The organism is Alteromonas antoniana (assembly GCF_019249295.1).
Classification (GTDB): Bacteria; Pseudomonadota; Gammaproteobacteria; order Enterobacterales; family Alteromonadaceae; genus Alteromonas; species Alteromonas antoniana.
On sequence record NZ_JAESDH010000009.1, the window covers coordinates 54,877 to 70,285 of the forward strand.

Annotated in this window: 11 protein-coding genes; 3 read left to right on the forward strand and 8 right to left on the reverse strand. The window is 50.0% G+C overall.

From position 1 onward, the window contains the following. Positions 1-178 precede the first annotated feature (178 nt). The 5 genes from JKP77_RS09520 to rnr all read right to left on the reverse strand — a co-directional run bounded on the left by JKP77_RS09520 (position 179) and on the right by rnr (position 10,546). Positions 179-2,260: a GAF domain-containing hybrid sensor histidine kinase/response regulator gene (locus JKP77_RS09520; protein ID WP_218310953.1), complete on the reverse strand. Its 2,082-nt coding sequence runs from the start codon at positions 2,258-2,260 to the stop codon at positions 179-181. A 426-nt stretch (positions 2,261-2,686) separates the two neighbouring features. Next, positions 2,687-4,354 (reverse strand): S8 family serine peptidase, encoded by a 1,668-nt coding sequence (locus JKP77_RS09525; RefSeq protein WP_218310954.1) that lies wholly within the window; start codon positions 4,352-4,354, stop codon positions 2,687-2,689. Positions 4,355-5,370: 1,016 nt separating this feature from the next. Beyond that, entirely contained in the window at positions 5,371-6,897 is a 1,527-nt protein-coding gene (locus JKP77_RS09530; RefSeq protein WP_218310955.1) for a S8 family serine peptidase, read from the reverse strand. A 488-nt stretch (positions 6,898-7,385) separates the two neighbouring features. Then, on the reverse strand, positions 7,386-8,126 hold the full coding sequence (gene rlmB, locus JKP77_RS09535; protein ID WP_218310956.1) for a 23S rRNA (guanosine(2251)-2'-O)-methyltransferase RlmB: 741 nt from the start codon (positions 8,124-8,126) through the stop codon (positions 7,386-7,388). After that, positions 8,126-10,546: a ribonuclease R gene (gene rnr / locus JKP77_RS09540; RefSeq protein WP_218310957.1), complete on the reverse strand. Its 2,421-nt coding sequence runs from the start codon at positions 10,544-10,546 to the stop codon at positions 8,126-8,128. The genes rlmB and rnr overlap by 1 nt, the downstream gene beginning before the upstream one ends. 315 nt (positions 10,547-10,861) lie before the next feature. Here rnr and JKP77_RS09545 point away from each other — a divergent pair, with 315 nt between their 5' ends. Beyond that, positions 10,862-11,140 carry a PepSY domain-containing protein gene (locus tag JKP77_RS09545; protein WP_218310958.1) on the forward strand — a complete coding sequence of 93 codons (279 nt, stop codon included), beginning with the start codon at positions 10,862-10,864 and terminating at the stop codon, positions 11,138-11,140. A gap of 260 nt (positions 11,141-11,400) precedes the next feature. Next, positions 11,401-11,931 (forward strand): cytochrome b/b6 domain-containing protein, encoded by a 531-nt coding sequence (locus JKP77_RS09550; protein WP_218310959.1) that lies wholly within the window; start codon positions 11,401-11,403, stop codon positions 11,929-11,931. 246 nt (positions 11,932-12,177) lie between these two features. On the opposite strand, the gene JKP77_RS09555 is transcribed toward JKP77_RS09550, so the two are convergent. From JKP77_RS09555 to JKP77_RS09565, 3 genes are all read right to left on the reverse strand, one after another. Continuing rightward, positions 12,178-12,804 carry a tetratricopeptide repeat protein gene (locus JKP77_RS09555; RefSeq protein ID WP_218310960.1) on the reverse strand — a complete coding sequence of 209 codons (627 nt, stop codon included), beginning with the start codon at positions 12,802-12,804 and terminating at the stop codon, positions 12,178-12,180. Positions 12,805-13,062: 258 nt separating this feature from the next. After that, the gene (locus JKP77_RS09560) at positions 13,063-13,308 is read right to left on the reverse strand and encodes a TIGR02647 family protein (RefSeq protein ID WP_218310961.1); all 246 of its coding nucleotides are present in this window, start codon (positions 13,306-13,308) and stop codon (positions 13,063-13,065) included. 19 nt (positions 13,309-13,327) lie between these two features. Next, positions 13,328-13,834 (reverse strand): hypothetical protein, encoded by a 507-nt coding sequence (locus tag JKP77_RS09565; RefSeq protein WP_218310962.1) that lies wholly within the window; start codon positions 13,832-13,834, stop codon positions 13,328-13,330. 75 nt (positions 13,835-13,909) lie between these two features. Here JKP77_RS09565 and ubiD point away from each other — a divergent pair, with 75 nt between their 5' ends. After that, positions 13,910-15,394 (forward strand): 4-hydroxy-3-polyprenylbenzoate decarboxylase, encoded by a 1,485-nt coding sequence (gene ubiD, locus JKP77_RS09570; RefSeq protein WP_218310963.1) that lies wholly within the window; start codon positions 13,910-13,912, stop codon positions 15,392-15,394. The last annotated feature ends 15 nt before the right edge of the window (positions 15,395-15,409 follow it).

Here is a 15,409-nt window from a genome sequence, read left to right on the forward strand (position 1 = left end):
TCTCCCGAGTCGTTATTGCTGTAAAAAACAACACAATTTGCTGCTTTTATGTACATACCCCCATAAAAAGGGCGCGAAACTATAACAGAAAAGATTGGAAAGTGATAGCGGTAAAGTGAATTATTTTTAAACGATGCAGGGGAGGCCTGACGAGGCTCTACTATAGAAAAAATATGGGCTAAATGCCAGCTTCCTCGGGTTTCAATTTGCGTCCGGCGTGTTGCGAAAGGCAGCGTTTAAGTTCGTTTATGCCTACAGGCTTTGTCAGAAAGTCGCTCATGCCTGCATTCAGACACTTTTCCCGCTCACCAGCAATCGCATGGGCGGTTAACGCGATGATGGGAATATGTTGAGGATTACCCGAAAGCTGACGTATCTGTGTTGCAGCTTCGTATCCGTCCATCACCGGCATCTGACAATCCATGATAATCACATCAAATGGCGAGTCAGTATTCTGGGCGTTAACCACCGCACTGAGTGCCTGGTCGCCATTACCTGTCATCGTCATTGTTACGCCCAGCGCAGTAAGCTGTTCTTCAATAACCAACTGATTAATGGGGTTATCTTCCGCTACCAGCACGTTTAGCCCCTCAATGCCGGGATCATGGTCCGGGGTGTCTGAATTGCTCTGCTCAGGCTGCAGCGTGTTTTGTTTCAGTTGAAATGACACCGTAAAGGTAGAGCCTCCTCCGGCTTTACTCTTTACACTCACTCCACCATTGTAATGCGTCGCAATCTGGTTGACGATTGCCAGTCCAAGCCCGGTGCCACCGTAAGTTCGGGTTGCTGAACCATCGCCTTGTTCAAAGGCAGTGAGAATTTTACTCAGGCAGTCGGGGTCAATCCCAATTCCACTGTCGCTCACAATGAGCTGCACAAGGTATTGATTGTCTTTATGTTTTAAAGCCCGGGTAGACACGTTAATGAACCCTGTGTGCGTAAACTTCACCGCGTTTGAGAGAAGGTTAGTGAGTACCTGCTTTATTCTTACCACATCAGCATCAATGGTTAGTCCGCGGGTTAACGCTATCTCTGTCTCAAGTTTCAGCCCTTTGTGTTCTGCATCGTGACGATGCAGGAGGATCACTTGCGCTATTACAGCATTCAATTCAACAGGCTGATTGACAAATGTCATCAGCCCGGCATCGATTTTTGAGAAATCCAGAACGTCATTGACCTGATTAAGCAAAATCCCTGCGCTTCGCTGTGCGACATCAGTCAGCTCTCGCTGCCTGACAGTGAGTCCTGTTCTCTCCAGCGCATCCAGCATTCCCATCACGCCATGGATGGGGGTTCGTAATTCGTGGCTTACGTTGGCAATAAACTCAGTACGCACTTTCAACGCGCTCTCCGCTTCTTCACGTCGCTTACGAAGCCTGTTTTCATATTCAACATTGGCGGTGACATCCTGCGTAGAGCCAATAATCCGTTCGCACCTGCCATTTCGCATTACTGGTCTGGCATAAGTCTTAAACCAGCGTCGATCACCGTTTTTGAGTTGCACTTCATATTGATTATTCCAGGGGACACCGCGCTCAATAGTGCTTCGGTTAAGGTCAACCATAATTTGTCGGTCGGCAATATAGGCAGGAAAAGATGAAGCTAGTTCAACACTGATTGACGTGTCCTCCTCCAGTCCATGCATTTTCTTCATGGTAGAGGACCACTTGATCTCACCCAAATCTACGATGTGCTCCCATGCTCCTACGCTGGCCATTTCACAAACGTGGTTAAACAAGGCGTTTTGTTGCTCCAGTTTCACCTGATGTGCCATCAACTCACCAAACGCTTCTTTACAGCTGATCATCATACCGAGCCATTCAGCCAGAAGTGTCAGATAGTCGTAATGTAAATCGGTAAAAGGCGCGTCAGAGGGCTCGGGCGAGGAAAAATTTAACGTGCCATAAGGCGCATTGTGAATTCTGACCGGAACGCCGATGTAACTGTAAAGATCAAACTTTTCACAGCAGGGATGGGTGATACCCGGCGACTTGGTGGCATTGTGATAAGCCACAACGCCGTTTGCCTGTAAAGTGTCTTTGCAGTACGTATCGCCGAGTGCGAATGTATCGCCGGGCTGAATACTGCCGTCTGGCGTGTGCGCAGCGATGACAGTATAAGTGTCGTTTTCGATATGGCTGATGATCCCGATAGGCTGGCCGGTGGCCTCGCACCCCAGCACCAGCAATCGCTGCATTTTTTGTGCGGCATCAAGGGAGATATCTGTCGAGATGTCACTCAGTGCTTTGATCAGTTTCATAGTCAGACGAACACGCGTTATGGATAAACAGTGATAAAAGGTTTACACATGTAGTCAGTAACGCGCACCGGTGTACTTTCCGAATGTCTCACCAAATCTAGGCGTGGCGCTTTCAGCATCTAAAAGCGCTGCTGACAACAGGGCGATAGTGTAATCCGATTTGCTGTTATTGATAGTCTTGAGGGGGTAGCAATTAGTCTAATTTTTAAGCACACTCCGGCATAGGTGTCTCTTGTCGCTCCCATCCTTAAGTTTGCTGGCATAATCTTAGCCGGTACGCTCTCAAATACTGGCTACGTAGACCTGTTCGTAAGCGGTTTACGCTTATTCGTGCAGGAAACCGACGGGTAAACGGAAGATATGAAGACACCGTGCACAAAAAAGGCCGGGTACACCGGCCTTTGCTAAGTTATCTGGTAGGTAACATTACTCGTAAGAGTAATTCATTGTCACACCGCTATAGCTGCTGTACGCACGAATACCGATATGCCAGGTACCTGAAGATGGGTTGTCTATGGTACAGATTTCAGCATTTCCGCTTCTGTATGGGCGGCAATCCCATGAAGACGTAGTAGGTTGTGCCCCAAGACGCATATACAGGTCAGCATCGCCGCTTCCGCCACCAATCTGTACGGTCAGCGAACTTACGCCCGCCGGTACATCCCAGGTGTAGCGATCCCAACTGCCGGTTGAGCCTGACAGGTTAGTCAGCTGGCCAGATACCGGCTCTACGCCGCCACCGCCGCCAGTACCGCCGCCACCAGCACCGTCACAGCCATTGGCGTTTAAGTAATCGTAGGCATCGGCAACCTGCATCAGGCCATAACCATAGAAGTTATCACGACCCGCAGAGCCCTTATCCTTTGCAGTTGCATTTAACGCACCACGGATTTGTTCATTTGAACATTGCGGGAAGAAACTCCATACCAGCGCCGCGCCCCCTGCTACATGCGGTGTTGCCATTGAGGTACCGTTAAGCGTTGCATAGGAGTTAGTTGGGTACGTGGAGTATACCGAGCTACCTGGTGCAGCGATTTCAACAGCGTCATTGTACTGCGAATAGTTAGCATGATTTTCATTGCTATCTACCGCAGCAACAGAAACCACAGACGGGTACGACGCCGGATACGACTTAGTGCTGTTGCCATCGTTACCAGCAGCAGCTACCAGCAGCATGCCATCATCAACAAACCCCTGCATTGCTGATTGTTCTGCTGACGAAGCACCGCCGCCACCCAGACTCATGTTTACCACATTCGAGCCGGCATTCTGACACTGGTTGATAGCCTGGATGATGTCTGATGAATACGTCCAGTTACCGTTATCATCAAAGATTTTGACGATATGCAGATTTACACCCGGATACACGCCGATAACACCCTCGGTATTATCATAGGCTGCAATAGTACCGGCAACGTGGGTACCGTGACCATTGCCGTCGTTATACCAGTTACCCACCGCAGCATTGTTACCCTGTCCGGTAACGCCATTGTTTGTATCTGGTAAGTCTGGGTGTCCCAGGTTGTAACCTGTATCGATAATACAGACTTTACGCGCACTGGTATCGCTTTGTGCGAATTGATTTGCCTGCACCATGTTGTAGCCATATGGCGTGCTCTGCGCCATCAGCTCACGACGCGCATCCACCGCAATGCTTTCCACATTAGGGTTTTTACGCAACAGGTTCATAGTACGCTTATCCATTGATGCTGCGACCATGCGCTGTTTCTCAAGCACTTTGTGCGCGCGGCCACCGACCGTTTCGATCAACGATTTCGCAGCGTGGGCCTCAAATGCCCGATCTGATGCATTTTCTGAAGGACCTTTCTTGCTGTCTTTCTTGCCTTTCGCAATCGCTAAACCCGGCCCGCCAATGCCGTTGGTATTTTTGAACTTAACGATATAGCGCTGCTCAACAGACTCTGCACCAATAAATGGTGTCAGCCCGTTTTCAATCATCGTCTCGACTGACTGCTTTTCTTCCTTAACTTTTTGCGGCCCGTTAACAGCGGCATTTACAGAAACACTCAATAGGGTGAGGGTCGCTGCCAGAGCAGCTTTTTTTGTTAGTGTGTGTTGTTTTTTAATAGTCATTTATTTCCTGTCTTGTTGTTTTTTCCCCGTGCTTTCTTTCCGAAGCTTATTTCAGGGTCCAATTTACGACAGATGCCAGCGAGCCAGGCCGCCCTTAATCTGAAAAAGTTTATATCCCTATTATTCATCTTCAGACCACGTTACCCGTATACCCGGACATCTGGTGTTTGCTGTTCAACCTCAACAGCATGCTTCCATAATGGAAGAGGGTATTGCCGGCCTCTCTGTGACCAGCTAAACAATAAGCAAATCAGACACCTGGCTCAGGTCTCTGACTTTGCTGTTACGTCTTGCGTGCAAAGTGCTCGTAACAAACTCTGAATGAAGTAAAAGAGCACATTATCACTAAAAGTTATAAGAAAAGCTGATGAAAATTAATTTATCATCAATAGCAGGCACTACTGTGCCCATTCGCCATTATCCAGCGTGTATTTTCTAACCTGGTAGCTATCCGATAATGGCCTGCTGACCGCCGGATACATAGCACCAAAATTATTGACCAATTGGACAACATAAATTCATATTACTATCAAAGGGTATTGAGTATCACATGTAAAGTATGAGTCGGTATAACGAATGGTATAAAATCATACTTCCATTAGCGCCTTACACCTCTTGACACGCCGACAGCGATTGGTAAACCGCTTGTTAGGTGATTTTTCACCCCAACTTTTAACATCATCAATAATTATAAAAAAATTAATAGCTATCCTGAAAAACTGATATAACTAACTTATCGAACAAATCATACCCAACACAAATCTATTTTATCTGTCATACAATTTACTTGTGTAAATGATTGTGTACAAAAATCACACGCACCAATCAGTCAGGCTGCTTTTGTCACAATCGTGAGGGGGCAATAAAATCTAGGTTTGCGCATTACACGCAATAAAATGACAAAGCGCTGGTGTGGTGATTCGTGATCATAGGAACATGCCCGCTGATGCGGACATGCGTATCAGGTTAAGCGGCTCTTGACGCCGCCCTGCTTGTAACGGTTAGAACGAGACAACTTATTCGTAGTGATATGTGAGCGCGACATCAAAAAAGGCGATATAGGCATTCAACCCTACATGCCAGCGCCCGGCTTGCGGGTTTCTGAACTCACACACTTCCTCGTTGCCACCATTGAACGGCCTGCATTGATACTGTTGTGCTGTAGGCCAGCGTTCATAATCCACATATAAATCAGCATCACCGCTTCCGCCACTAATACTGATCCTCAGCAGCCTGGCTCCCTCAGGCACCTCCACCACCCGACCCAGCCAGCGATTGCGCGGCAATGACATTAACGGAAAAGTATATGTAACGGGCTCTATGCCCGGCGGTGGCGGCGCCACACCTTCACAACCAACTTCTGACAACCTGTTATAGGCGGCAAGCCCCTGGACAATCCCGTAGCCAAAATAGGGATCCTGTCCGGGGCGACCTTTGTCCTTAGCGGTGCTAACAAGAGCTTCTCTGATTTCAGCGTTGCTACACTCTGAGAACGCATTCCATAATCTTGCCGCAATACCGGCAACATGGGGCGCAGCCATCGACGTACCGCTGGAAAAGGCATATTGACCATTCGGGTATGTCGATAGCACGTTGGCTCCCGGCGCCGCAATCTCGACTGCCCGGTTATGCTGACTAAACGACGCCCAGCGCTCATCGTCCCTGACTCCCGCAACAGAGATGACGTCGTCATACGATGCCGGATATTGCAGTGTGCCAGTACCGTCATTTCCTGCAGCCGCTACCAGCAACATGCCTTCTTCCGTAAACCGGCGCATCGCGTACTCTTCTGTCGCTGACGCGCCATATCCACCCAGGCTCATATTCACAACATCAGCGCCTGCTTCCTGACATTGCGAGACGGCTTCTATTAAATCGGATGAGTAAGTCCAAAGCCCATCGTCGTCAAAGATTTTAACGATATGCAACCCGACGCCCGGTGACACGCCTATCACCCCTTCATCATTGTCAGACGCAACAACTGTTCCCGCCACATGGGTCCCGTGACCGTTGCCATCCTCATACCAGTTGCCGACTTCCACTGCATTTGCCTCGCCGGTCACGCCGTCGCTCACCCCGGGAAGATCAGGATGACCCAGCGCGTACCCCGTATCCACAACACACACTTTTATTCCGGCATCGGTGAATGGTGGCATCGCATCAGACTGGGTTGCACTGATCCCATAAGGCACACTTTGTGCGCTGATATACCTCACAGGATCAATTTCTACGTCTTCAATTTCCGGCATTAGCTTCAATCGGGCCATCTGCGCTTTCGTAAGCATTGCCACCATAATATGGTGTCGGGGGATTGTTTTTATTGGGGTTACGCCTGCGCCGGCTAACACTGAGCGGGCAAGCGAATCCCCAGTGACAGCCTGCAGAGAGCTTTGTGTGGCAGTGTCAGAAAAGCGGATAAGATATCTGTCTTGTCCGGTTGGCGGTAAAATGTCAGCAAGAGGAGCAGTCGATGCCAGGGTAGTGGCAGAAGACAGACTGAGCAGTGAAAAGCAAAGTTTCCTTTTAAAAGATAATATGGTCATAAGGCCATCCTTCGTTGTTGTTTGACCGATGCCATTCGCAATAATCGCGACAACAATGTTCATCCCTGTGATGGCTGATGCAAAAAAAGACCGGCACAACAGAAACGGAAGGACCCAGTAAAACCTGCCTCTGCAACCATTGCCCATACAAACGTCGCGATTTCCCCCGTCAGAAACAGAAGAAAAATACCGTCTTGATAAGCGCACTGCGTGCAGAAGAAAAAGGATGCTGACTTTAGACCGGTGGCTATCGCCACCACGCTTCTATAGTAATAGTAAGCGTGTGAATACCGCAATCACCGAAACACACTAATTACAATTTAGGGAGAGAGGGGGAGTGCTCACATTGCCTGAGAAACTTCGGCAGAATTGCCAGTAGAGTAGGCGAGGATAATGGCGTTCATACAGGGGCAATTGGCCGGTAATATAGCAAGGCCGCGCGATGTCGGCCTTGTTATCTGGATGTGCACAACCTGCCGGGCTACGAATTAGCCCCGGCGCTGGCGCACGATTTCATACAGGCAAACCCCTGTGGCCACAGACACATTCAGGCTGGACACAGTCCCTGCCATCGGTAGTTTTACCAGTTCATCACAATTTTCACGCGTCAGACGACGCATGCCTTTACCTTCTGCACCCATCACCAGCGCAGTAGGGCCTGTCAGTTTTGCATCATAGATCATCTGGTCGGCCTCACCGGCTGTGCCAATGATCCACAAGCCCTTATCCTGAAGATGCTTCAGGGTGCGCGACAGATTTGTCACCTGTATGAGAGGCAAAACCTCGGCTGCACCACAGGCTACCTTTCGGACTGTGCCTGTCAGGCTGGCTGATTTGTCTTTTGGTACCACCACCGCATGCACACCGGCCGCGTCTGCCGTACGCAGGCACGCGCCCAGATTGTGTGGGTCGGTTACGCCATCCAGCACCAGTAAAAATGGCTGCTCGTGTTTGTCCAAAACCTGGTCAAGATCCGCTTCGTCGAGCACACGGGCGGGCTTTGCACGGGCGACAACGCCCTGATGCTGCTCACCCTGAACTTTGTCGTCCAGCGCTTTACGCTGACAGAATTGAACACTAACACCGAACCGGCGAGCCTGATTCACAATGTTGGCCAGACGTTCGTCATTCCTGCCTTTCAATACGAATAGCTCAATAACCCGCTCGGGTTCATTTTCCAGTACTGACTGCATCGCATGCAGTCCGTATAACCATTCTTGCTGTGCCATTAACGCTTCTTACCGCCTTTCTGCTGTTTCGATGAAGATGACTTAGGTTTCCCCTTTGGTGCGCCTCTTCCGGATTTTGACGTACCGCTTTTCGGTGCGCCTTTCCCCGCACTGGACGCGCTGCCTTTCGTGCCTCGGCCTTTACCGCCGCGACCCTTCCCGCCAGGTCCGCTGTTGTCATCAGGTTGCCGACGTGACTTCTTCGTCGTTTTTACCGCGACTTTCTTGCCACCGGGGCCGCGAAGCTTAGTGTTATCCAGCAATAAATCAATCTTTCTTTCGTCCAGATTGACGGCAGCCACTTTCACTTCCAGATTATCGCCTAAACGATATTGGTTATGGCCCTGTTCCCCTTTCAGACACTGCTTCACATCGTCGTAATGATAGAAATCATCATCCAGCGAGGTAATGTGCACCAGGCCGTCGATATGGTATTCGGTTAACCTGACGAACAAGCCAAAATTCGTAACCGAGGCCACCACGCCATCGAACGTATCTCCGACATGGTCCAGCATAAACTCGCATTTCAGCCAGTCAGCAACATCTCGGGTAGCATCATCTGCCCGGCGTTCGGTCATAGAACACTGTTCACCGATTTGCTCAATTTCTTCAATGGTATACGCCTTGGCACCTGACACCTTTTGCTTGGGCGGCAGCTTTTTCAGCAAACCTTTAATTGCGCGGTGAACCACCAGATCAGGATAGCGACGGATAGGCGAGGTAAAGTGTGCATAGGCTTCCAGCGCCAGCCCGAAGTGACCGATATTGTCACCGTCATAAATAGCCTGCTTCATGGAACGAAGCAGCATGGTCTGGATTAACTCCTGATCAGGCCGGTTGCGGGTTTTGTTGACGACATCGGTAAAGTCAGCGGGTCTCGCCTCTTCCGTAATTCGGTGCGGTACACCAATTTCACCCAGGTAACTGGTAAACGTCGTCAGGCGATCGGCATCCGGTTTATCATGCACACGGAAAAGTGCTGGCGCGTCATGCTTTTCTAAAAACAATGCGGCGCTGACATTGGCCATGATCATGCACTCTTCAATCAGCTTATGCGCATCGTTTCTAACGACCGGCACGATATTTTCAATTTTACGCTGCGCATTGAACACAAATTTGCTTTCCTGCGTTTCAAACTCAATCGCACCACGATGCTGACGGGATTTCTTCAGCATGCGATACATGTCGTGCAGGTTACGCAAATGTGGGACATGGGCTTCATAACGTTGATGCAGATCTTTATCGCCCTGCAGAATTTGCCACACTTTGGTGTATGTCAGCCGCGCGTGAGAATTCATGACCGCTTCGTAAAACTGATACGCCTCGAGTTTTCCCTGCGCGCTGATGGTCATTTCACACACCATGCACAGTCGGTCTACTTCGGGGTTCAGCGAGCAAAGTCCATTTGATAAGACTTCCGGCAACATCGGAATAACCTGCTCAGGGAAGTACACGGAGTTTCCGCGCTCCTGTGCTTCGTCATCCAGCGCCGTTCCGGGTCGAACGTAATGACTGACATCCGCGATGGCAACCCACAGCTGCCAACCACCATCGTCCAGCGGTTCACAATATACGGCGTCATCAAAGTCGCGCGCGTCTTCGCCGTCGATGGTCACCAGTGGCAACTGACGCAAATCAACGCGCCCTTCTTTGGCTTCTTCCGGCACCTGTTCGGTCAGGTTGGAGACCTGACGGGTCACACCTTTCGGCCATTCGTGCGGAATATCGTAGGTGCGTAGCGCCATCTCAATTTCCATACCCGGTGCCATATGCTCACCCAGCACTTCAACGATTTTGCCTACCGGATTAATTTTGCGACGCGGACGCTGAGTCAGTTCAACCACAACGACCTGCCCCATCTTCGCGCCATTCGTATGCTCTGGTGGGATCACGATTTCGTGTTGCAAACGGCTGTCGTCAGGTATCACCACACCAAAGCCCTGCTCGGTAAAGTAACGCCCTACAATAGGCTCGCTACGCGGTGTAATAACCTGCGTGATAAACGCTTCTTTGCGGCCACGTCTGTCAGTGCCGCTTTCCCGCGCTTCAACGTAATCATCATGCAGAAACAACTGCATCTGACCGCCACTGATAAACAAATCGCCGCTGCGATCGTCGGGACGCAGAAAGCCAAAGCCGTCACGATGGCCGATAATCCGGCCACGGATCAGCTCTTCCTGATTCTGCACCACGTACTTTTTCTGACGGGTGAACTGTATCTGCCCTTCCCGCTCCATGGCCCTTAACCGTCGCTGAATTCCAATTCGACTGTCCTCTTCAGAGGCTTCAACGGCAGCGCATATATCCAGAAAAGACATCGGTTTCCCCTGCTCTTTCAGTACACTTAGCAGGTACTCGCGGCTTGCTACGGGGTTTTCGTATTTTTCTTTCTCGCGCTGATAATGCGGATCGTCACTCATGGAGATAGTTAGTTTCCTTTACGGGTTGATAAAACAGATAAAATTTTCAGCAAGTATAACAGTTAATTACTACAAAAGATTTGCAAAGTCGCTGACATCGTGGCGTATTGGCTTTTACAAAGACAAATATGTAGTGCAAATATTGCTTATTCCTTGATCTGGTTCACTTTGGATAAGTAAAAATGTCTGTATCATGGACTTCAGACTGGCAGGAAAGTTTCGCTATCAGACAATGCTACGCATGACCATTTTGGTGACATTCCCGTCAGTGTGCTTGTGATATGGTTGTACCACCGATTCAACAAAGGAAACGTTATGAAGATTATAAGTTTAGCAGTAATTGCGGGCGCGGCCCTTACCCTGAGCGCCTGTAGCAAATCGCCTTCTACCCAGTGCACAACCGCACCACAGTCTGAGTGGATGGATCAAACTCAGTTCCAGAACGACCTCAAAGACAAAGGCTATACGATCAACGAGTTTGTTGTTACCGATGGTAACTGCTATGAAATTTACGGAATGGACGCCGCGGATAAGAAAGTAGAAATTTACTTTAATCCGGTTGATGGCAGCATTGTGAAAAGTGAGTCTCACTAAACCAGGCCAGGTTGCAGCGCTTAAAGAATGTTCTGCGCTGCAACAACCCAGTGATGTCGCCTGAACAAATTTCTGGCGGCGCACTTTTCAGCATGGTCACTCACTGCAATGATACAAACCAGTGTCAGACAACAGCGGTCAACGGTACTTTTGCGAAGCATCATTTCACTACCAGCGTAGTGACAAACGTAACCTGGACACGACCGTGACAACATTCATCTCAATTCCAGCGTCGCAACAAACATAAACCGGACACAGCCATGACAAAAACAATTCGGATATGGGACCCGTTTATCAGGATCTGTCACTGGACACTGGTAACAGTATTTGTGCTTAATTACTTTGTACTTGAGCCCGGCGACCTCCCTCACGAAGTACTGGGCTATATTGCGTTTGCATTCATTACTCTTCGCATCATTTGGGGGGTAACCACCACTAATCTGGCCGGATTTCGGCACGCTTCTTTTCGTAAAACCGCATTTTCCCAACATATCAGCGAACTGAAAGCGCGCAACGTGTCGCAAACCCATGGACACAATCCGATGGGCTGGCTGATGGTATTTCTGGTAATCGGGTTATTTGCCGGACTGGGTGTCACCGGATTTATGATGGAAGAAATCGATGCATTCTGGGGCAACCAGACGCTTGAGCTTACCCACGAATGGCTCGCTAACACGCTTTACGCGGCAGCACTGATACACATCACAGCGGTGGTATTCACTCAATGGCGGGGGAAAGTCGCATTGATACCCGCGATGATCACTGGCAAAAGACGCGTTAATGACAAATAAATCTTACGCTGGATAACGGGCCTTCGCGCCGCCCTCTTGTGTGATCGCCTGCTTCGCGACATTACTCTGTGTCGACGGCCACCCTGTCACGCAATATCAGAAAACCCCGGCTGCCTTCCAGCCTGGTGATATCACCATCTCTCAGCTGACGTCATGCAGCAGTGACAAATTATCGAAACGAAGTCATACCGAAACAAACTAGTCCGAAACCACGTCTATTTTCAGCCATACCGCGCAGGCATTGCGCTAATCTGTCAGGCGTCTGGCGTTGCGCACCGCTTTGGGATGCATCAACTCCTCAAGGTCACTTAAATAACCGGCAATTTTTTTGTGCTGCTGCTTATCTGCCGTTACCGCGTTGTATAGCCAGCGGTAGGCATCTTCATAATCGTAAGGACTTCCGTAGCCATCAAGGAACAACTCGGCCAGTTGCATTTGCGCTTTCAGATTTTTCAGTGCGGCGGCTTCACGCAGATAGATCACTGCACGTTTTCGATCCTGTTGCACCAGCGTGCCTTTGGCATAATAGCGGCCTAACTGTTCCAGCGCCGCCGGAAAGCCCTGATCAGCGGCATCGCGCATCAGATTAACACCACGCTCTGGCGCTTCATCTACGCACACGCCCCATGCCAGCATATCTCCCCATAAAAACTGGTAAGCAGGCACGCGCAATACTTCCGCCCGGGCCTCGATATCCTGAACCAGCTGACAACGATCTTCCACCACACGGTTGAGGTGAGAATTCTCGTTGATCATATTGATAAGCTCGTCCTGCGAGTAAAGCTGAACAGCTTTAATTTCCTGCGCCTGACTGGCAATAGAAAAAAATGAAAGCAGCGACGCTATCGCCAAATATATGATTTTATTACGCATAACAAATAACCGCGTGTTGATAAAAAACGACCCACAGTAAACTATCGGCACGCTGCCGGAAAACTCAAGTGGCGGCGTTGCAGTGATAAGAGGGCGACGCACAGGGTCAGTTCAGCCGCATTCAGTGCCCAACTATGTCACGCGACATCGAGTTTAACGCAGCCTGCGCACAAGTGCTGTTTAGCAACAATCAGTGCCCCGCCATTCATTGGAAGTAGCGGGGCACTGAATTTGCGGCGGGCAGTCGCGCTTGTTTTACTAATTGAGTTTCATCGACAGCGCCATCTGAAGATGTCTGGCATGATCGGCAATATCCACACCTAAGTCAGTCAGATAGCCACCGTCAGGTTTGGTGATTATCCCTTTTGCGAAGAGTCGCTCAGCCGCATGGACGATGGACTGGCTGGCATCATGATGAATTTTCAATCCCTGCATCAGGCTGTCCTGAGGAAACTTCAGGATCAGATTCAGCTCAGCGGTCATATCGTCATCGAATTGGTTCATGCTTCTACCTCAGGCAATGTTAATCAGTTTTTTTGGTGTAGATTCCTTTGAACAGGGTCTGCCATTGCGTCTCATCGGCTTTTCGAACCTGCCAGTGTTGTATCACACTCCCATTTTCTTCCGGCGTCCAGCTAATTTTATGATTTAACTCGCCAGACTGTCCCGATGTTTTACCAGTCATCACCATCACATCATCAATCAGACCACCTTCAAGCGGCAGCCGCAGCCCGGATTTATCAGCCCAGGTCTGATACCACTTTCCGGTTGTTTTGTCGTAGCTGTTAACGCTGGTGCCGTAGGGGCCGGAAGCATTCGCATACTGCTCAGTAATTACGCAGCCGTCATACTGTTTTTCAATCAGATTCACGCCGGCAAACTGCCCATCCGGCGTAGTGACCTCCCAGTGTCCCAGCCAGAAATCAAAGTCCTGATACCGGTCAGCGTCACACGCCGACGCTAAAGCCTTTGCATGGCATGAAAAAGCGAGTAGAAGGAGTAGCGCACTGCGCAAAGATAAGTTTTTCATAAGTTGCTGATCGGACAACAATCCTAAATGGTATAATCTTTTCAAAAGAGTAGTCCGTGGACCCTGCCCAATCAAATGAAATATAAAGATTTACGCGACTTTATCCAGCAACTGGAAGCACGTGGTGAACTGAAGCGCATCACCCACAGCATAGATACGGATCTGGAGATGACAGAAATTGCCGATCGCACCTTGCGTGCGGGCGGTCCGGCCCTGTTATTTGAAAATCCGAAAAACCATACCATGCCGGTACTGGCTAACCTTTTTGGTACCCCTGAGCGGGTTGCCATGGGAATGGGCCAGGACTCGGTTGCTGCCTTACGCGAGGTGGGTAAGCTGCTGGCGTACCTGAAAGAGCCTGAGCCGCCAAAAGGCTTAAAAGACCTGTGGGACAAGCTGCCGGTATTTAAGCAGGTGCTGAATATGCCGGCGAAAACGGTAAAAAAAGCGCCGTGTCAGGACGTTGTTATCAGCGGCGATGATGTGGACTTAAGCCAGCTACCTATCCAGCGCTGCTGGCCGGGGGATGCCGCCCCGCTTATCACCTGGGGGCTTACTGTCACCCGGGGGCCGCATAAAAAGCGTCAGAACCTGGGCATCTACCGTCAACAGGTTATTGGCAAGAATAAAGTCATTATGCGCTGGCTGTCACACCGTGGCGGCGCACTGGATTTTCGTGAGTGGTGCCAGACCCATCCGGGCGAACCCTACCCGGTGTCGGTGGCTCTGGGAGCCGATCCGGCAACTATCCTTGGCGCCGTGACACCCGTGCCTGATACATTGTCAGAGTACGCATTTGCCGGATTACTGCGTGGCGATAAAACCGAAGTGGTAAAATCCATCAGTAACGACCTGCAGGTACCGGCATCGGCTGAGATTGTGCTGGAAGGCTACATTGCGCAGGATGAAACCGCACCGGAAGGGCCGTACGGCGATCACACCGGCTATTACAATGAGATAGACGAGTTCCCGGTGTTTACTGTGACTCATATCACACATCGCAAAAACCCTATTTATCATTCGACCTACACCGGTCGTCCACCGGATGAGCCCGCGATACTAGGTGTGGCATTAAATGAAGTGTTTGTGCCAATACTGCAAAAGCAGTTCCCTGAGATTGTCGATTTTTATCTGCCACCTGAGGGCTGCTCATACCGCATGGCCGTCGTGACCATGAAAAAGCAATATCCGGGACACGCCAAGCGCGTCATGATGGGTGTATGGTCGTTCCTGCGTCAGTTTATGTATACCAAGTTTGTGATCGTGTGTGATGACGACGTCAACGCCCGCGACTGGAATGATGTGATCTGGGCGATTACCACACGTATGGACCCGGCGCGCGATACCACCCTGATTGAAAACACCCCCATTGATTATCTGGACTTTGCGTCGCCGGTATCCGGGCTGGGCTCGAAAATGGGCATGGACGCTACCAATAAAATGCCCGGCGAAACCGATCGTGAATGGGGTACCCCTATCGTCATGGACGATGCCGTAAAGCAACGCGTGGATGACATCTGGGACGAGCTTGGTATCATGGACGATTCTGCCAGCCGGTAATCATTAACAGGTAAA

Excerpts from the sequence above, each read along its gene's own strand:
- JKP77_RS09520 (WP_218310953.1), bottom strand. The coding sequence starts at position 2,260 with ATGAAACTGATCAAAGCACTGAGTGACATCTCGACAGATATCTCCCTT.
- JKP77_RS09525 (WP_218310954.1), bottom strand. The coding sequence starts at position 4,354 with ATGACTATTAAAAAACAACACACACTAACAAAAAAAGCTGCTCTGGCA.
- JKP77_RS09530 (WP_218310955.1), bottom strand. The coding sequence starts at position 6,897 with ATGACCATATTATCTTTTAAAAGGAAACTTTGCTTTTCACTGCTCAGT.
- rlmB (WP_218310956.1), bottom strand. The coding sequence starts at position 8,126 with ATGGCACAGCAAGAATGGTTATACGGACTGCATGCGATGCAGTCAGTA.
- rnr (WP_218310957.1), bottom strand. The coding sequence starts at position 10,546 with ATGAGTGACGATCCGCATTATCAGCGCGAGAAAGAAAAATACGAAAAC.
- JKP77_RS09545 (WP_218310958.1), top strand. The coding sequence starts at position 10,862 with ATGAAGATTATAAGTTTAGCAGTAATTGCGGGCGCGGCCCTTACCCTG.
- JKP77_RS09550 (WP_218310959.1), top strand. The coding sequence starts at position 11,401 with ATGACAAAAACAATTCGGATATGGGACCCGTTTATCAGGATCTGTCAC.
- JKP77_RS09555 (WP_218310960.1), bottom strand. The coding sequence starts at position 12,804 with ATGCGTAATAAAATCATATATTTGGCGATAGCGTCGCTGCTTTCATTT.
- JKP77_RS09560 (WP_218310961.1), bottom strand. The coding sequence starts at position 13,308 with ATGAACCAATTCGATGACGATATGACCGCTGAGCTGAATCTGATCCTG.
- JKP77_RS09565 (WP_218310962.1), bottom strand. The coding sequence starts at position 13,834 with ATGAAAAACTTATCTTTGCGCAGTGCGCTACTCCTTCTACTCGCTTTT.
- ubiD (WP_218310963.1), top strand. The coding sequence starts at position 13,910 with ATGAAATATAAAGATTTACGCGACTTTATCCAGCAACTGGAAGCACGT.